The sequence below is a fragment of the Streptomyces sp. NPDC015125 genome (assembly GCF_043080045.1).
In the GTDB taxonomy this organism is placed as follows: domain Bacteria; phylum Actinomycetota; class Actinomycetes; order Streptomycetales; family Streptomycetaceae; genus Streptomyces.
In genome coordinates this window covers 465,777-484,376 of record NZ_JBIBVF010000001.1, presented here as the reverse complement: position 1 = coordinate 484,376, position 18,600 = coordinate 465,777, and the positions used below count along the sequence as shown (strand labels likewise).

The following is an 18,600-nucleotide window of genomic DNA, read 5'->3' as shown; positions in this document are numbered from 1 at the left end:
TCAGAGCACCTTCTTCCCGGCGGGCGGGGCGGTGGGGGAGTCGTCGTGCGGACCGGGGGCGGGGCGGCCGCCGCCGGGGGCGCCGGGCCGGCTGTCCTCGCCCTCGGGGGAGGGGCGGCGCAGCAGGGCCAGACCACCGGAGACGGTGGTGACCTTGAGCGTGCCGGTGCCCGCGCCCAGCGAGCCGGTGACCTTCTTCGCGCCCCACTGGCCGCTGACCCGCAGGCCGTCGAAGGCGTTGGAGACGGTGCCGCTCGCGGTGTTGGCGTCGACCTTGGCGTCGGCCGGGTCGGGAAGCCGGATGGCGACCTCCCCGGAGACCGTCGTCAAGGCGATGTCGGCGCCCTGTGCGGGGTTCAGGTCGAGGACCATGTCGCCGCTGACGGAGTCGGCGCGCACCGCACCGCCCGCCCCGTCGATGACCGTCAGATCCCCCGAGACGGAGTGGAAGTGCAGATCGCCGGTGACCGACTGCACCTCGACATTGCCGGAGACGGTGTCGGCCCGCACCCCGCCGGTCAGTCCGACGAGCGTGCTGTCACCGCAGACGCCGCGGACGTCCGTACGGCCCGCGATGCCGGAGATCACCGCGCAGGCGCCGACCACGCCGACCTCGACGCGGGTGCCGGCCGGTACGGTCACCGAGACCACCGCGCTGCGGTTCCACCCCTTGCGGTCGAGGAACTTCAAGAACCCCTTCCAGGGGAGGTCCTTGTAGGCGACCGACAGGGTGCCGTTTTTGTACGAGACGGTCAGCGGCGGGCCGTGCAGCTCGCCGATCTCCACGCGGGCCGGGCCGTCGTCCGCGGTGCCGACGACGTTGACGGTGCCGTTGACCACGCGCACGTTCAAGGCGTGGACGGGTTCGGTGACCTCCAGAGTGCGTGGTGAGGTTACCTGTGTCGGTTGGTGCGACCACTCGGTCCCGGCTGACATGCCTGCCTCCCCTGAATCCGCTGCAACTGAACTCGATGCAACGCAACATATCGCGTCTACCTGAGACACGATATATCGCGGATGGGTGAAGTCAAGTGCCTCGTTCGGGGGAGTGTGTCCGGAGTGCTCTCCCTCGCGTCCTTGACCGCCAAGGGTGCGGTGGAGGGAAACCGCCCGGTGCGGTGGCGGAGTCCTCAGTGGTGTCACTCGATGTCGTGGCGCATGCCATGAAGGAGTCGAACACGTGCGTAAATCAACGGGGTTGCTCTCGGTTCTGGTGCTCGGTGTCGCGGTGGCCGGGCCGGTTGCATCGGCACACGCCGCTCCCGCCACTGCTCCCGCCACCACTCCCGCCACCGCTCCCGTCTCCGCTGCCTCCGCCTGTCACGGCCTGGTCGTCAAGACGAACTCGGCGAACAACAAGGCGCTGTCGGCCGATGGCGCCCGCAGCTACAAGAAGGCCATCGGCTACAACCAGGCGACCCAGAAGTACGCCGTCCAGGCGCAGGGGGCCTGCCGGCACGCGCGGCACGCGGAGGAGATCCGGGACGCGCTCCGCGCCGCCCAGCAAGGGGCGGTGCGGGCCGAGCTGGACAACAAGAGGGCCTACTACGAGCACGACCCGCGAGCCGGGCGGGCGGCGATCGGCGATGAGGAAGAAGCGAAGATGCGGATGCGCAACGCGCTCCGCTACGTCTGATCCAGGCGTGTGCGTGTACGGTCCGTCGCCCTTGTGGCGGGCCGTTCTCGCGCGGGAGCTCCGCCCGAGCGGCGGGCCGTGGATGCGCGGGAACTCCGCACGGACCGGGCGGCACCCGCCACGCAGGGCCGGGCCTGCCTCGCCGTACGCCGTGGCAGGCCCGGCCGGCTACTCGTCCTCGTCCTCGTCGTCCAGCCGGGCCAGCCACGTGGCCAGCCGCTCCACCGGTACCTCGAAGTCCGGGTTCAGGTCGACGAACGTCCGCAGCTGGTCGGCCACCCACCCGAGGGAGACCTCCTCCTCGCCGCGTCGGCTCTCCAGCTCTTCGATGCCACGGTCAGTGAAATACACGCGCTCTCCACCAGGGGTCATGGGTCATTCCCGGCCAGGATAGGCAGGCTCATGGACCTCTCGCGCCACAGGCGCCGGGAAGGCTAGCCTGATCACCTTGTCAACGGTCCCGCGGCGATCGGGGAATTGCCGTCCACGGGGAGCAGGAGGCCGTGATGCACGAGCGCGCGCAGCGCATCGAACTGCCCGACGGTACGGGAGTCTGGGCCCGGGTCTCCCGGCTCGATGCCCCGGGGCTCGACGGGCCGGACGACGTGGACGGAACCGACGGCGAATTCGAGGACGTCGGTGCCTGGGACGCGCTCGGTGCCCGGGTCGAGGGGCTCCGGGAGCTGGTCGGCGGGGTCGCCGCCAGTGTCCGCCAGGCCACCGAGCGGGTCGCGCCGCACGAGACCAGTGTGACCTTCGGCGTGGAGCTGTCGGCCAAGCCGGGCAAGGCCGTCGCCCTGCTCGCGGACGGCGAGGCGAAGGCCAACCTCTCGGTCACGCTCACCTGGCGGCGCGCGGACGAGGCGCCGTCGGCGGCACAGCCGCACGGGGGACATGCGGCCGGCCGCCGGGAGCCGGATGATGCGAGCCGCTGATGACGACTTTCGAGGGACAGGCCGCCGGCCGCGGTGACCGTGCCCACTACGCACAGCTCCTCGACCATGCCGGGCGCACCACCGTCGCCCTGCGCGCCGCCCCGGGCGCGACCGCAGGACGGCTGTGGGGCAGCGGGGTGCTGATCGCCCCGGGGTGGGTGCTGACCTGTGCACATGTGCTCGCGGCGAGCGATGGGCGGCGCCGCGGCACGGGCCCGGACGGCGTCTTCGGGGTCGCGTTCGGCGGCCGGGTGGTGCCCGCGCGGACGGTGTACGACCTGAGCCGGCCCGACCCGGAGGCCGGGCCCGCCGCCGCCCGCGCCGATCTCGCGCTGGTCCGGCTGCTCGACCCGGAGACCGAGCACCCCTGCGCCTGGCTCAGCGATCAGCCGGCGACGCTCCTGGAGGACGCCTATATCTTCCGCGGCCACGACGCGTCGGGCGCGGGCACCGACCCGGGCCCCGGCACCGACCCGGGCCCCGGCACCGACCCGGGCCCCGGCGCGGGCCCCGGCGCGGGCGGGGGCGCACCCGCGCGCGAGGGAGACCCCCTGCGGGACGGATGCGGCGTACGGGGGAGGGGAGACGGACACGGCGCGCGGGAGCCGGACGGGGGCCGCGTCACCCGGGCGCCGCGGGGCGGGCGCAGTGCCCACGCCGACCCCGCGGGCCCGCACGACACCCCCGTGGGCCCGCACGGCACCCCTGCGGGCCCGCACGCCCCCACCAACGCCGTCGACCCCTTCATCGCCGTCCGCTTCGGTGCCCGTGACGCCCGGGGACTGCAGTTCGGCAGCGACGTACGGGTCACCCCCGGCGCCTCCGGCGGGCCGCTGATCGACTGCGACCGCGGCGAGGTGGTCGGCATCGTCAAGGGCCGCCACCAACAGGACCACGTCGGGCTCGCGGTGCCGGTCACCGCGCTGCGCGGGCTGGGGCCCGAACACCTGGTCCCGGGTGCCGAGGGCCTGGGGCCCGACCCGTACCACGCGCTGATGAGCCTGCACGACCGCTGGCACTGGGCCGGTCAGGAGCTCGGTCGTGCCGTCGGGCCGACCTGGTTCGACGCCCAGCACGCGATCATGTCGGGCCGGGGCCGCCTGTGGGGCGTACAGGAGCGGCTGCAGGCGCTGGACCTGCTCGCCCGCCTGCCGGCACCGCGCGATCCGCTGGTCGTGGAGGCCGCGGTCGGCGAGGTGCTGGACCGCGGGGACCGGCCCGGGGCCTGGGCGCTGCGTACCTGGCGGGACGGCCACGGCGCGCTCTACCAGGGCAGCGACCCGTACACGGAGCTGCGCGCCTTTGTGCACTACCTGCGGATCGTGGCGCAGCTGACCGCCGACGAGGTGCGCGACGTACCGGGCGAACAGGCCGCCGCGGTACGCGGACAGGCGCTCCGCCTCGCGGAGTTCGTCCAGGCCAAGGCGGTGGTGCTGCAGCCCCAGGACCGCCGCAGGATAGGGCCGGTACGCCGCCGCCCGCGCTCCGTACTCGTGGAGTTCGAGCCGCTGTTCTACGACGAGGGTGGACCCGAGCTCTTCAACTGGTCGGTCAGCGAGGGCTACGGCCAGGGGCAGTGGCTGCGGGTGGACGTCCAGGAGTCGGCCGGCGGGGTGCCGTTCGAGCAGGCGCGGGAGCAGGTGCTGCGGCGGCTCGGCGGGCGGCTGCTGCGGGCCGACGGCGACGCCGGGCCGGGTGCCCGGGTACGCCTGGAGGTCGCCGTCCCCGAAGGCCGCTGGCACACCGCCGCCGGCCAGTGGGAGGTCGCGGCCTCGACCCGGCGCACCGCCCGGCTGCGGCCGGTGGGCCCCGGGCGCGCCGTGATCCTGCGTGACCAGGGACGGCGCGAGCAGGTCGACCCGGCCTGGCTGCGCCGCTGGCAGGGCCTGGCCGCCGCCACTGAACTGCAGGCACTGCGCATTGCGCGGCACCCGGGGGACGGCGCACCGACCGGCTCCGAGGAGGCGGTCTGGCGGCTGCTGGAGACGGCCGCCGGGGGCGCGCTGCCCGCGCTGTGCCATACGGTCGCCGACGGCTTCGGGCGGGACGCGGTCGGCGCCGTCCTGGACACCGGCTTCCCCGCCGGACTGTGGCCGGCCGACGGCCACGGAGAGGAGCGGGACTGCGATGCCGGATGCGAGGAATTCCACCGCGGGGTACGGGAGTTGCTCCAGGGGTCGGGCGGGCTGGCCCACCTCCCCGAGCTGGTCCGGCAGCTGCGCGCCAAGGCCGTCGGGGCCGCCGAGGAGGGCACGCACTGGGCCCGCGATCTGGTGCTCCTGTACGACGACCCGGAGGACCCGATTCCGCCGCTCTTCACGGACCGCCCCCAGCTGTCCCCGCGATGACCGGGCCCGGCGCCGCCCCCTGGCTGGTCCGGGCGCCGCGCACGCCCCCCTGCGCCTCGCACGCGCCCGGTGCCCGCCCCTGCCGCGTCCGCCCCTTCTGCGGCAAGTGGCGCCCTGTACATGGCACTTGGCCGCCCGCGACGCCCCTGCGGGAGACCGGAAACCGCCCCGTGCGCTTCCGTCCGGCTGAGTACTGTCATAGCGTCGTGGAAGACTTGTCCGTGAGGGCGCACCTGCGTGATGGCGGGTGGCGGACGTGGGGGAGGCCGGGGTGGACAAATGCCGACGTCTCCGGCGATCCGCCATGACCATCGCTCCTGACCGAGGCCTGGCCGGCGACGAGGAGTTCCGACGTGAGCGACTGGCTCATCTACCGTGGCGCGGGGGCACCGCACGACGGAATTGAGCACCTTCCGCCGCCACCCCCATGGCGTGATTTCGACGGTGGCCCTCTTGTGGCGCCGCCGGCCGCCCTCGACCCCTCCTCCGAGCGCAGGCTCGGCGTGCAGCACCGCGAAGCCAGCCACCACCGCCCCGGCGAGACCGAGCGCGAGCTGGTCAACGCCGCCCTCTATCTGCGCCGTCCGCTGCTGGTGACCGGTGCACCGGGCAGCGGCAAGAGCACCCTGGCGCATTCGGTCGCCTACGAACTCGGCCTCGGCCGGGTGCTCGGCTGGCCGGTCGTCAGCCGCAGCACGCTCCGCGACGGCCTGTACGACTACGACGCCATCGGCCGTCTCCAGGACCTCCAGATCGCCCGCGCGGCCCCGGCCGCCGCGGACAGCGGGGCGGCGTCCGGCGCGGACCCCACCGACGAACCCGGCGGCGGCATCGGCCGCTATATCCGCCTCGGCCCGCTGGGCACGGCCCTGCTGCCCGCCGCCCGGCCCCGCGTCCTGCTCGTCGACGAGCTCGACAAGAGCGATATCGACCTGCCCAACGACCTCCTCAATGTGCTGGAGGAAGGGGAGTTCCGGATTCCGGAGCTGGAGCGGCTGGCCGGATCCGCCCCCGAGGTGGAGGTGCTCAGTGACGACGGCGCGCGGGTGACCGTGCGCGACGGCCGGGTGCGCTGCCATGCCTTCCCCTTCATCGTCCTCACCAGCAACGGCGAACGCGACTTCCCGGCGCCCCTGCTGCGCCGCTGTATCCACCTCCACATCCCGGTGCCCGACAAGGAGCGGCTCGCCGCCATGGTGCGGGCCCACTTCGGCGAGGGTGCGGCCGAGCGCTACGAAGCGGTGATCGATGGCTTCCTGGACCGCGAACCCGGCGATGTCCGCGCCGTCGACCAGCTCTTCAACGCCATCCACCTCACGCAGAAGGCCGGCTGGACGGACGAGGACGAGGAGGAGACCCGACGGCGTCTGACGGCGGAGCTGATGCGGCCGCTCGATCGGACGAGGTGAGTGCGGTGCCCCTCGGGGAGCCCGGACCGGGCCCCCTCGACGAACTCGTCGCCCGGCTGACCGCGGCGGGGGTGCCGGCCGACGCCCGCGGGATGGCCGACGCCCTCTGGCTCGCCCAGTGGATCACCCCGGATGCGACACGGGCCGACGGCTCCGCGCAGGCCGGGCGCGCCGCCCGCACCCAGGAGCCCGGTGATCCGGATCCGGCCACTTTCCGGGTGGGACCGGCCGTCTCCACGGATCCCGGGGGCGCCGGCGGGACACCGCCGGACGGCAACGGCAACGGCCTCGTGGACGCGGACCCGTCCTCGTCCGCCCTCCTGGACAGCGCCCGGCGCCGGGTCGCGGAGCTGCTGCCCACCGGGGAGGAACGGCTCCCCGACCCGGACCGGCAGCGCCTGGGCGAGGTCGCGGTCCCGATCGCCTCCGCGTTCCCCGGGCTGCTGCCGCTGCAGCGGGCGCTGCGGCCCATCCAGCGCTACCGCCCGCCGGTCGCCCCGGCCCGCCGGAAACTGGACGAGCCCGCCACCGCCGAGCTCTCCGCCCATGCCGAAATGATCATCCCGGTGCTGCGCGGGGTGCACCGCCGGGCGGCTGCGCTGCGGCTGTTGATGGACGGCTCGTCCTCGATGGCCGTCTGGGAGCAGATGCTGCACGACCTGCGCCAGGTCTGCGAACGGGTCGGCGCCTTCCGCGATGTGACGGTGCACTACCTCCATCCGCACGGCCCGGACATCGGCGTCGCGGCGGCCCCAGGACCCGGCCGCCCGCTGCGCCCCGCCGACCAGCTGCACGACCCGACGGGCCACCACCTCACCCTCGTGGTCAGCGACTGCGCGGGCCCGCTGTGGCGCGACGGCCGGATGCAGCGGCTGCTCTACCGCTGGGCGGCCGACGCCCCGCTCGCCGTGGTCCAGCCGCTGCCGCAGCGGATGTGGGCGCGTACCCTCCTGCCCGCCGTGGCCGGCACCCTCGTCCGCCGCCAGGGCTCCTACCAGGCCCTCGGCTTCCGCCCGTCCCGACGACGCCGGCGCCCCGCCGGGACACCGGGCGCCGGGCACGGAGCGCCCCGCGAACGCGCCATCCCGGTCCTGTCCGCCACCCCCTCCGCCCTCGGCTCCTGGGCCCGGCTGGCCGCCGCCGACGCCGGTCTCTCGCTGCGCGGCGCGGCCTGCGTCGTACGGGCCGACCACGGCGCCGGGCAGCCGGCCCCGCCGCCGCCTGCGCACGAGCGCGCCGCACCCGCCCGTATGGTCCGCGAGTTCGACCAGCAGGCCTCCCCCGCCGCCCGGCTGCTCGCCGTCCACCTCTCGGCCGTCCCGCTCGCCCTGCCCGTCATCCAGCTCGTCCAGCGCGCGATGCTGCCGCAGACCGGCCCGGCCGAGCTGGCGGAGGTGCTGCTCAGCGGCCTGGTCACCCAACTTCCCGCCGACGAGGGGCCGTCGGGGGAGCAGGCCGGGGTGAGCGGCCCGTGGTACGACTTCGTGCCCGGCGTACGCGACGAACTCCTCGCCCGGCTCAGTGCGGGCGAGGCCGCCCTGGTCCTCAAACACTGCTCGCTCTACATCGAGCGCACCTTCGGCCGCAGCGCCCGCAACTTCCCGGCCGTCGCGGTCGCCATGCTCTCCGGCAGCGGCCGTGAGCCCGAGACCGGCCAGCGCGCCGTCCCCGAACCCTTCGCCCGGGTCTCCGAGCGCGTCCTGCGCCGCTTCGAACCGGCCCTGCGCCCGCCCGTGCGGCGGCCGTATGCCTCCGACGGCCCCGCCGCGGAAGGCGCCGCCCTCCTGGAGCGTTACGAACTGGGCCGCGCCGTCCGGGATCTGATCGAGGCCGTCCGGCTGCTGCGCGCCGCCACCGAGCGGCTGCCCGTGGCCGGAACCGACCTCGCCCGCGCCCTGCTGCACGCCTGGGCGAAGTGGCGCCAGCCGGACGCCCTGGAGGAGGCGGAGCGCGCGGCACGCGCCGCGGAGCGGGCCACGGCCGAGGGGGCCGCCGGCGACCAGGAGGCCGCCATCGCCGCCCGCGAGGCCGAGCGCACCCGGGCGCTGATCGTGCTCGGCCGGGTCGGCCACGCCCGCGCCCGGGAACGCCACAGTGCCGGCACACCGGCCGAGGAACGCACCGCGCTCGCCGACGCCGCCCGCCGGCTGCACGCCGCCTGCGGGCTGATGAGCCTGCTCGACCCCCGCGTCCTGGAGTGCATGGTGCTGCGCACCGAGGTCCTGCGCCGCCTCGCCGCCCTGCCCGCCCCCGACGGCCTGCCGGGGGCCGACGAGCTGCCGGGGGCCGACGACCTGGCCGCCGACGACCCCCTCGACGAGGCGGAACGCTGCCTCACCACCCTGCTCGACCAGTGGCCCAGCGGCGAGCAGGTGCCCGGCGAGGTCTACGCCGCCCGGGGCGGGGTCCTGCTCGACCAGGCCCGCCGGGCCGCCCGCGGCCACGAGCAAGGGCCGCACCCCGCCGAGGCGCTCGCGGTGCGGGCCGCCGACGACCTCGATACCGCCACCGTCCTGCTGCGCCGCCGCGGCAGCGCCGCCGACCGGCTGGTCTGCGAGACGCTGCTCGACCTGGCGGCGGCCCGCCAGCTGCACGGCGGCGCGGGTCTGCCGTCCGTGCTGCCCCTCCTCGAACGCGCCGGGGCGATGGCCCGTGCACTCGACGACCCGGCCCTGGAAGCGGCCGCCCTGCGCCGTACGGCCGCCGTCCAGCGCGCCGTACACACCCGCACCGGCGCCCTGGCCGCCCTCGACGCCGCCCTCGCCGCACTGGCCGCCGCGCTCCGCCTGGCCACCCCCGATTCGCCCGAGCACAGCGCGCTGCTGGCCGAGCGCGGCGCGGCGCTGCTGTTGCGCGCCCGGCAGGAGCCGGCCGGCGGACCGGGCAAACGGCTGGCCAACGAGGCGGTGCACGTCCTGCGCGAGGCGCTGGGCCGGGCCGGGCCGCAGGACCCCGACCTCGGTCACCACCGTCTGCTGTTCGGCCGCGCCCTGCGACTGCGCTACGAACGCCAGCCCTCCCTCGCCGACCTGCACGAGGCCGACTGGATCCTGGAGCTGGCCGCCCGCGGTGTGGACGTACCGGACGCGGTGTCGGCCGAGGCCTGGCTCGAAGTGGGCGATATCCAGCTGCTGCTGGACCGCCGCTTCGACTCCCGTGAGCGCCACGACCGGGCCGCCGCCTGCTTCCGCCGCGCCGCCGCGGCCGCCCGGCGGGCCGACAGCCCCCTGCTGGCCGCCCGTGCCCACCACCGCCGCGGCGAGGTCCTGGAGGTCACGGCCGGTCCCCGTTCCGCGCTGCACGCCTACCGCGAGAGCTGGGAACAGTGGCAGCGTGCCGCGGCGGAGACCGGCGCCGAGGCCCGGCGCACCCGCGCCCGTATGCGCGCCCTGGAAACCACCGCCTGACCGCCCCGAGCGCCCGTCCGGCTGCCTGGCCGTCCGCACCGGAACGTGTTTCTGTGGACGGGAGTTCGGGAACACACCCGTCCAGCCGGCCAGAGGAGAGCAGCGTGGCGACTACCCCCCGCACCGCACCGGCGGTGGCCGCCCCGCCGGGGCCGTCGGCCGAACGGCTGCCGGATTTCGCCGGGGTTGACGTGGGTGTTCTGGCGGTGCGGACGGATCATGCGGTGCTGGGAGAGGTGGCGGCACTGCTGCTGCGCAACTGGCCGTCGGCGGACGATGCCGTGGCGTATTACGAGGACGGCCCGGAAAAAGCCTTGCATTGACCGTCAAGAGCGATGGTTTTTGGGCAAACGTGCAAGGGAACCGGCCAGTTGCCGGGGGGATTCGGTTCCTCGATCGACGGCGGAGCCATGTACCAGTCACATGGGCGGGAGCCGTCGATCCCGTACCTCGACGCCGGCAGACGAGGGCAGGGGGCGACGCCGTGGCGGGGGAGAAGACCGGCCGGACGGCCGTCGTACCCTTCCGGCAGTTCGTCCTGAAGGTCCACAGCCGCTGCAACCTCGCCTGCACCTACTGCTACATCTACACCGGCCCCGACCGCAGCTGGCGCGCCCGCCCGCCGACCGTCCCGGCCGCCACCGTCCGGCAGACCGCCCTGCGCATCGCCGAACACGCCCGCACCCACCGGCTGCGCGAGGTCCGTATCGATCTGCACGGCGGCGAGCCGCTGCTCACCGGCCCCGGTCCGCTCCTGGCGCAGGCCGCCGCGATCCGCGCCGCGCTGCCCGACGGCTGCACCGCCGAATTCGGCCTGCAGACCAACGGCACGCTCCTCACCCGGGAGATGCTCGACACCCTCGCGGCCGCGGGGTTCCGGCTCGGCCTCAGCCTGGACGGCGGCACCCCCGGCCTCAACCGCCGCCGGATCGACCACGCGGGACGGCCCTCCTGGCCCGCGGTCTCCCGCGCCGTACCCCTGCTCCGCGACCGGCCCGAGGTGTTCGCCGGCATCCTGTGCACCATCGACATCACCGCCGACCCCGCCGAGGTCCACGACTCACTGCGCGCCCTGGACCCCCCGATGGTCGACTTCCTCCTCCCGCACGCCAACTGGTCCAGCCCTCCCCCCGCCACCGCCGGGAGGGGCCCCGGGCGGAGCCCCCGCGGGCCGGCCGGCCGCACCCCGTACGGCGACTGGCTGTGCACCGTCTTCGACCTGTGGTGGGACGGCGGCCCCGGACCCCGGGTGCGGGTGTTCACCGAGATCCTCGGCCTCCTGCTGGGCCGCCCCAGCTCCAGCGAGGCGGTCGGTCTCTCCCCCGTCGTCGCCCTGGTCGTCGACACCGACGGCGCCATCGAACAGGTGGACTCGCTCAAATCCACCTACGAGGGCGCCGCCGCCACCGGCCTCGACGTCTTCCGCCACACCTTCGACCAGGCCCTGGCACACCCCGGCATGGCCGCCCGCCGCAGCGGCCGGGACGGCCTCGGCGCGCAGTGCCGCAGCTGCGCCCTGGTGGAGGTGTGCGGCGGCGGCAATTACGCCCACCGCTACCGCGCGGACACCGGCGGATTCGCCAACCCGTCCGTCTACTGTGCCGACCTGGAACGCCTGATACGGCATATCGCCGCCCGGCTGGACGCCACGATCGCGCTCAACTGACGTGCCTCCAACATGACCTGACGCACTGTCGTCATATGGGGGGACACTTGGGCTATCGTGCCGAAGAGCCCGGGCGTGCCGGACGAGACAGCCTCTGCAGCGCGCACCACCGCATCCCAGGGAGACGGTCGCATGGTCGATCAGGCCACCTTTTCCGGTCCCACCGGCTCCAACGAGCACATCACCATCAGCTATGCGGGTTTCACCCGGCCCTGGGCGGCATGGATCTCCCACCAGCTGGAAGCGCAGGGCCACGGCACCACCCTGCTGCGCTGGGACCCACAGGCGGACACCGCGCTGGTGGCGGAGCTGTCGGGGCTGCTGGAGGCCGAGGGCCGGCTGCTGCTCGTGCTGGACGACTGGTACTTCCGGCTGGGCCCCAAGACCCCGGAGGAGTGGACGACCGCGCTGCGGGAGGTGGTCTCCCCGCACGCCGACCGGTTCGCCGCGGTGAGCGTGGCTACCCAGTCCCTGCCCGCCACGGCGTCCCTGCTGCGGCCCGCCGACCTGCGCGACCTGGACGCCCACGAGGCCAACCGCCGGGTGCGGCAACGGCTCGGCATCGCAGGGCAGGGCCGGGCCGTGGACGAGGAGGCGCCCGGCGCGCCCCGCTTCCCGAACAACCCGCCCGAGGTGTGGAACATCCCGCGCCGCAACAACCGCTTCACCGGCCGCGACAACGTCCTCGAAGAGCTGCACGGCAAGCTGGCCGGCTCCGGGGCCGGCGCGGGCCCGCCGCTGGAGACCCGGATCGCGCTGTACGGCACCTCCGGCGTCGGCAAGAGCCAGATCGCCGCCGAGTACGCCCACCGCTTCGGCAACGACTACGACGTGGTGTGGTGGATCAGCGCCACCAACCGCGGCGCCGCCCGCGAACAGCTCGCCGAACTCGCCACCCGGCTCGGCCTGCCCGTGGGCCGGGAGCTGGGCGACCGCATCCGCGCCGTCCACGAAGCGCTCCGCGTCGGCCGCCCCTACCGCCGCTGGCTGCTGATCTTCGACAGCGCCGACGACATGGAGCAGATCGAGGACCTGGTCCCCGACGGCCGCGGGCACGTCCTGATCACCACCCTCACCCGCGACTGGTCGGGCTCCGGCAGCGCCCAGGAGATCGAGGTGCTGCCCTTCCACCGCGTCGAGAGCGTCGCCTACGCCCGGCGGCGGGCACCGCGGCTGACGCCGTTGGAAGCCGATCTGCTCTCCGACGCCGTCCAGGACCTGCCGCTGCTGCTCGCCCAGACCGCCGCCTGGCTCGACGCGAACCCGATGTCGCCCAAGGAGTACATCGAGCTGATCCGCCGCGGCGAGCCCAGCCTCGTCGGCATCCGGATCTCCTCCGACTACCCGATGGCCTTCCAGACGAGCTGGGCCATAACTCTCAACACCCTGCGCGAACGCAGTCCGGCCGCGGTCGAACTCCTCAAGCTGTTCGCGTTCTTCGCCCCGGACACCATCCCCGTCCCGATGCTCGCCCAGGCCCGCCGCGGCGACCTGCCCGAACACCTCGCCGACCTGGCCGCCGAGCCGATCAGCTGGAACACCGCACTGCGCAGGCTGACCGAATCCACCGCCGTACGCCTCGACTACCAGGTCTCCGAAGACGCCGACCCGGCCGTGGAAACCGCGCTGATGCACCGGCTCTACCACCGGTTCCTGCGCAGTGACATGACCGAGGACGAGCGCGATCTGATGGCGGCGACGGCCTGCCGGGTGCTGGTCACCGCCGACCCGCTGAACCCCGCCGACACCCGCTGTTGGGAGCGCTACGCCGAACTCATCCCGCATCTGGAGCCGGCCGGCGTCCTCGACAGCCCCGAGCCCGCGGTCCAGCAGCTGCTGCTCAACTGCGTCGAATACCTCCGGGTCCGCGGCGAATACCGCATGGGCCTGCGGCTGTGCGAACAGTTCATGTCCCGCTGGCGCACCCGCCTCGCGGCCACCCAGCGCACCATGCTGGTGCTCACCCACCAGCACGCCAACATGCTGCGCAGGCTCGGCCGCTACCGCGAGGCCGAGGCGGTCGGCAGCGCGGTCGCCGACCAGCTCGCCGCCGAGCGGGACGGTGCCGACGCCGACCTGCTGCGGGCGCAGGACGGCCTGGCCGGCACCCTGATCGCGCTGGGCTCGTACGAGCAGGCGTACGACCTCTTCGATGCCGTCTGGCGGGCCTATACCGACCTGCTCGGCCCGGAGGCCCCCCGCACCCTCTCCTCGCGGCACAACCTCGGCACGGTCCTGGCGCTGCTCGGCCGCTACGAAGAGGCGCTGGTCACCCACCGCGAGGTGCTGGCCTTTAGGGAGCGCGAACTGCGCGCCCGGCACCACCTCACGCTCAACGCGGGCACCGCCTACGCCCGTACGCTGCGCCTGCTCGGCCGCTACCGCGACGCCACCTCCGCCCAGGAGCTCAACGCCCGGCTGCATCTGCAGGTGATGGGCCCGCACACCCCGCAGACGCTGCGCGCCGAGCACAACCTCGCGCTGTGCCTGCGCCGCTCCGGCGAGGTCACCCGTGCCGCCACGCTGCTCGCCGACCTCGTCGAGCGCTCCCGTCGGGTGCAGGGCCCCCGCCACCCCGAGACGCTGATGGTGCGCGCGGACCACGCCACCTTTCTGCGGGAGCACGGCGACCTCGGGCACGCCCGCGATCTCGCCGAGGAGGTCGCCGAGCGCTACCGGGCGCTGGCCGGCGAGCGCCACCCGTACACCGTGGGTGCCCTGGGAAACGTCGGGCTGGTCCGCGCCGAGTTCGGGGACCAGGCACAGGCACTGGACCTCGCGGACCGGGCGCTCGGCGGGATGACCGAGGCGATGGGCACCGACCATCCCTGGACGCTGGGCTGTGCGCTGAACGCCGGTGCGGCCCGCAACCGGGTGGACGACGAGGAGGGCGCGGCGGAACTGGGCCGCGCCACACTGGAGCGCGCCAAGGGGACGCTGGGCGACACCCACCCGCTGACCCTCTCCGCGAAGACGGCACTCGCCGAGGACCTGCGGGCGCTGCGCCGTGGCCAGGAGGCGGCGAAGCTGGAGCAGGAGGCGATCGGGCAGCTCTCCGAGACGCTGGGCGCCGAGCACCCGCACACCCTCTCCGCCCGGCGCCGCCGCCGCCCGTACTGGGACTTCGAACCGCAGCCGGTCTAAGCCCGGCCCGGACCCTGGCGTCACCGCCCCCGGGCATGCGGAGGGGCCCGCCCCCACCGGGGACGGGCCCATCCGCTGTTCACCACCGGGCACCCCGGCGGCCCGACGCCTCAGGCGTCGAAGGCCTCCGAGACCAGCTGTGCCTGCTCCGCCTGGTGGCGCTTGGCGGAGCCGACGGCCGGCGACGAGGAGTGCGGCCGCGAGATACGGCGCAGGCGCTCGCCGTGCGGGACATCGGCACCGACGGCCAGGTCGAGGTGGTCGATCAGGTTGAGGCCGAGGAACGGCCACGCACCCTGGTTCGCCGGCTCTTCCTGGGTCCACAGGTACTTCTCGGCGTTCGGGAACTTGGCGATCTCCGCCTGGAGCTCCTTGCCGGGAAGCGGGTAGAGGCGCTCGATGCGGACAATCGCCGTGTCGGTCGCGCCGCGCTTCTCCCGCTCCGCCTCCAGGTCGTAGTAGACCTTGCCGGAGCAGAAGATGACCTTGCGGACATCCTCGGCCTTGACCGTGGAGTCACCGATGACGGGGCGGAAGCCGCCCGTCGTGAACTCTTCCGTCTTCGACGCCGCGGCCTTCAGACGCAGCATCGACTTCGGGGTGAAGACGACCAGCGGCTTGTGGTGCGGGTTGTGGACCTGCCAGCGCAGCAGGTGGAAGTAGTTCGACGGCAGGGTCGGCGCGGCGACCGTCATGTTGTTCTGCGCGCACAGCTGGAGGAAGCGCTCGATCCGGGCCGAGGAGTGGTCCGGGCCCTGGCCCTCGTAGCCGTGCGGGAGCAGCAGGGTGACGCCGGACGTCTGGCCCCACTTCTGCTCCGCCGAGGAGATGAACTCGTCGACGACCGTCTGGGCGCCGTTGACGAAGTCACCGAACTGCGCCTCCCACATGACCAGCGCCTCCGGGCGGGCCAGGGAGTAGCCGTACTCGAAGCCCATCGCCGCGTACTCGCTCAGCAGCGAGTCGTAGACGTTGAAGCGGGCCTGGTCCTCGGAGAGGTAGAGCAGCGGGGTGAAGTCGTCCCCGGTCTCCCGGTCGATCAGCACCGCGTGGCGCTGGCCGAAGGTGCCGCGGCGGGAGTCCTGGCCGGCGAGCCGGACCGGGGTGCCCTCCATCAGCAGCGAGCCGATGGCGAGGGTCTCGCCCATGCCCCAGTCGATGGTGTCGTCCTCGACCTGGGCCGCGCGCCGCTGCAGCTGGGGCAGCAGACGCGGGTGGACGGTGACCCGCTCGGGGATGTTGACCTGCGACTCGGCGATCCGCTTGACGACCTCCTGGGAGATCGCGGTGTCCACGTAGACCGGGAACTCGGCCTTGGGCTGCGGCACCTCGGGGGCCACCGGGGCCGTCGTGGCGTCGCGGACCTCGGTGAAGACCTTCTCCAGCTGGCCCTGGAAGTCCTGCAGCGCCTGCTCGGCCTCTTCCAGCGTGATGTCGCCGCGACCGATCAGGGACTCGGTGTAGAGCTTGCGCACCGAGCGCTTCTTGTCGATCAGGTCGTACATCAGCGGCTGGGTGAAGGCCGGGTTGTCCGACTCGTTGTGACCGCGGCGGCGGTAGCAGATCAGGTCGATGACGACGTCCTTGTTGAACGCCTGGCGGAACTCGAAGGCCAGACGGGCAACGCGGACGACGGCCTCGGGGTCGTCGCCGTTCACATGGAAGATCGGCGCCTCGATCATGCGGGCCACATCGGTGGCGTACATGGAGGAGCGGGCCGACTCCGGGGCGGCGGTGAAGCCGACCTGGTTGTTGATGACGATGTGCACCGTGCCGCCGGTGCGGTAGCCGCGCAGCTGGGACATGTTCAGCGTCTCCGCGACCACGCCCTGGCCCGCGAAGGCCGCGTCACCGTGCAGCTGGATCGGCAGGACCGTGAAGTCCGTGCCGCCCTTGTTGATGATGTCCTGCTTGGCGCGCGAGATGCCCTCGACGATCGGGTCGACGGCCTCCAGGTGGGAGGGGTTCGCGGCCAGCGAGACCTTGATCTGCTCACCGTCGAGGCCCGTGAAGGTGCCCTCGGCGCCCAGGTGGTACTTCACGTCGCCGGAGCCGTGCATCGACTTCGGGTCGAGGTTGCCCTCGAACTCGCGGAAGATCTGCGCGTACGACTTGCCGACGATGTTGGCGAGGACGTTCAGGCGGCCGCGGTGGGCCATGCCGATGACGCACTCGTCCAGCCGCGATTCGGCCGCGGAGTCGATGACCGCGTCCAGCAGCGGGATGACGGACTCGCCGCCCTCCAGCGAGAAGCGCTTCTGGCCGACGTACTTGGTCTGCAGGAACGTCTCGAACGCCTCGGCGGAGTTCAGCCGGCGCAGGATGCGCAGCTGCTCCTCGCGCTCGGGCGACTTGTGCGAGCGCTCGACCCGGTCCTGGATCCACTGGCGCTGCTTGGGGTCCTGGATGTGCATGAACTCGATGCCGGTGGTGCGGCAGTACGAGTCGCGCAGCACGCCCAGGATGTCGCGCAGCTTCATCATGGACTTGCCGGAGAAGCCGCCGACCGCGAACTCGCGCTCCAGGTCCCACAGGGTGAGGCCGTGCTCGGTGATGTCGAGGTCGGGGTGCTTGCGCTGGTGGTACTCCAGCGGGTCGGTGTCGGCCATGACGTGGCCGCGGACCCGGTAGGAGTGGATCAGCTCGAAGACCCGCGCGGCCTTGGTGACGTCGTCGTCGTGCGAGGCGTCGATGTCCCGCAGCCAGCGGACCGGCTCGTACGGAATCCGCAGCGACTTGAAGATGTCGTCGAAGAAGCCGTTCTCGCCGAGCAGCAGCTGGCTCATGATGCGCAGGAACTCGCCGGAGGCGGCGCCCTGGATCACGCGGTGGTCATAGGTGCTGGTCAGCGTCATGACCTTGGAGACACCCAGCTTGTTCAGGGCGTCCTGGGAGGTGCCCTGGAACTCCGCGGGGTAGTCCATCGCGCCGACGCCCATGATCATGGACTGGCCGGGCATCAGACGCGGCACGGAGTGCACGGTGCCGATGCCGCCCGGGTTCGTCAGCGACGCGGTGACTCCGGTGAAGTCGTCCATCGTCAGCTTGTTGTCGCGGGCCCGGCGGACGATGTCCTCGTAGGCCTGCCAGAACTCGAAGAAGGTCAGCGTCTCGGCCTTCTTGATGGCGGCGACGACGAGCTGGCGGTCGCCGTTCGGCTTCACCAGGTCGATGGCCAGACCGAGGTTGACGTGCTCGGGCTTGACCAGCGTCGGCTTGCCGTCCTTCTCCGCGAAGGAGTGGTTCATCGACGGCATGGCCTTGAGGGCCTGCACCATGGCGTACCCGATGAGGTGGGTGAAGGAGACCTTCCCACCGCGGGCGCGCTTGAGGTGGTTGTTGATCACGATGCGGTTGTCGAAGAGCAGCTTCACCGGGACCGCGCGGACGGACGTGGCCGTCGGCAGCTCCAGGGAGGCGTTCATGTTCTTCGCAACGGCGGCCGACGGGCCGCGCAGGGTGATGAACTCGGGACCGGCCGTGACCTCGCCGTCGGCCTTCTGAGCGGAGGCCTTGGCGGCCGGCTTGGCCGGTGCGGACTTCGCCGGAACGGCCTTGGCCGGGGCCGGCGCGCTCGCGGCCGGCTTCGCCGGGGTGGCCGGCTCGGCGGAGGCGGGCTTCGGCTCCGCTGCGGCGGGCGCCGCCGGGGACGACTGCGCCGGGGCGGCCGGAGCGGGGGCCGAGGCCTCCACCGGCTGGCTCGGCGCGGTGGCGCCGCCCGGCTTGTAGTCGGCGAAGAAGTCCCACCAGGCTCGGTCTACCGAGTTCGGGTCCTGGAGGTACTGCTGGTAGATCTCGTCGACGAGCCACTCATTGGGACCGAACGCGGCGGCAGGGTTCTTCCCCTGCCCCTCTTGGTCGGTCGAGATGCTCGAGCTGTTGGGGGACTGTAGCGACACGGCGGCAACCGCCCTCTTCCGCTTCCTAAGGTGGTGGACAGCGGGAATAAAGGCTACGCCTGTTGTGACCCCGGATGCAGGCTGGGAGGGTCACTCGTCGCGTACGTCACATTCCCGGAAGGGTTTCGGGGCAGGACTTGGCGGGAAACACACGAA

11 protein-coding genes are annotated in these 18,600 nt (G+C 73.3%); 8 read left to right on the top strand and 3 right to left on the bottom strand.

The window, feature by feature from the left end:
- Nucleotides 1-936, bottom strand: coding sequence for a DUF4097 domain-containing protein (locus tag ACF088_RS02030; RefSeq protein ID WP_392373437.1), 936 nt, complete (start codon nucleotides 934-936; stop codon nucleotides 1-3).
- A 244-nt stretch (nucleotides 937-1,180) separates the two neighbouring features.
- Between ACF088_RS02030 and ACF088_RS02025 the strand changes: the two genes are divergently transcribed.
- Nucleotides 1,181-1,636, top strand: coding sequence for a hypothetical protein (locus ACF088_RS02025; RefSeq protein ID WP_392373436.1), 456 nt, complete (start codon nucleotides 1,181-1,183; stop codon nucleotides 1,634-1,636).
- A 168-nt stretch (nucleotides 1,637-1,804) separates the two neighbouring features.
- Here the strand turns inward: ACF088_RS02025 and ACF088_RS02020 are convergent, their stop codons facing one another.
- The gene (locus ACF088_RS02020; RefSeq protein WP_088799957.1) at nucleotides 1,805-1,987 is read right to left on the bottom strand and encodes a DUF6104 family protein; all 183 of its coding nucleotides are present in this window, start codon (nucleotides 1,985-1,987) and stop codon (nucleotides 1,805-1,807) included.
- A gap of 155 nt (nucleotides 1,988-2,142) precedes the next feature.
- Here ACF088_RS02020 and ACF088_RS02015 point away from each other — a divergent pair, with 155 nt between their 5' ends.
- From ACF088_RS02015 to fxsT, 7 genes are all read left to right on the top strand, one after another.
- Nucleotides 2,143-2,571 (top strand): CU044_2847 family protein, encoded by a 429-nt coding sequence (locus tag ACF088_RS02015; RefSeq protein ID WP_392373435.1) that lies wholly within the window; start codon nucleotides 2,143-2,145, stop codon nucleotides 2,569-2,571.
- Complete coding sequence (locus tag ACF088_RS02010) at nucleotides 2,571-4,919, top strand: trypsin-like peptidase domain-containing protein (RefSeq protein WP_392373434.1); 2,349 nt, start codon at nucleotides 2,571-2,573, stop codon at nucleotides 4,917-4,919. Before ACF088_RS02015 ends, ACF088_RS02010 begins: the two co-directional genes overlap by 1 nt.
- A gap of 353 nt (nucleotides 4,920-5,272) precedes the next feature.
- Complete coding sequence (locus ACF088_RS02005) at nucleotides 5,273-6,328, top strand: AAA family ATPase (RefSeq protein ID WP_392373433.1); 1,056 nt, start codon at nucleotides 5,273-5,275, stop codon at nucleotides 6,326-6,328.
- A 5-nt stretch (nucleotides 6,329-6,333) separates the two neighbouring features.
- The gene (locus tag ACF088_RS02000; protein WP_392373432.1) at nucleotides 6,334-9,735 is read left to right on the top strand and encodes an SAV_2336 N-terminal domain-related protein; all 3,402 of its coding nucleotides are present in this window, start codon (nucleotides 6,334-6,336) and stop codon (nucleotides 9,733-9,735) included.
- A 104-nt stretch (nucleotides 9,736-9,839) separates the two neighbouring features.
- A complete protein-coding gene (locus ACF088_RS01995; protein ID WP_392373431.1) occupies nucleotides 9,840-10,058 on the top strand; it encodes a YxD-tail cyclophane-containing RiPP peptide in 219 nt (72 codons plus the stop codon).
- Between the two features lie 161 nt (nucleotides 10,059-10,219).
- Nucleotides 10,220-11,401 carry an FxsB family cyclophane-forming radical SAM/SPASM peptide maturase gene (locus ACF088_RS01990; RefSeq protein WP_392373430.1) on the top strand — a complete coding sequence of 394 codons (1,182 nt, stop codon included), beginning with the start codon at nucleotides 10,220-10,222 and terminating at the stop codon, nucleotides 11,399-11,401.
- Between the two features lie 132 nt (nucleotides 11,402-11,533).
- On the top strand, nucleotides 11,534-14,545 hold the full coding sequence (gene fxsT, locus ACF088_RS01985) for an FxSxx-COOH system tetratricopeptide repeat protein (protein ID WP_392373429.1): 3,012 nt from the start codon (nucleotides 11,534-11,536) through the stop codon (nucleotides 14,543-14,545).
- 110 nt (nucleotides 14,546-14,655) lie between these two features.
- Here fxsT and ACF088_RS01980 read toward each other — a convergent pair whose 3' ends face one another.
- Nucleotides 14,656-18,444: a multifunctional oxoglutarate decarboxylase/oxoglutarate dehydrogenase thiamine pyrophosphate-binding subunit/dihydrolipoyllysine-residue succinyltransferase subunit gene (locus ACF088_RS01980; RefSeq protein WP_392373428.1), complete on the bottom strand. Its 3,789-nt coding sequence runs from the start codon at nucleotides 18,442-18,444 to the stop codon at nucleotides 14,656-14,658.
- Nucleotides 18,445-18,600 lie beyond the last annotated feature (156 nt).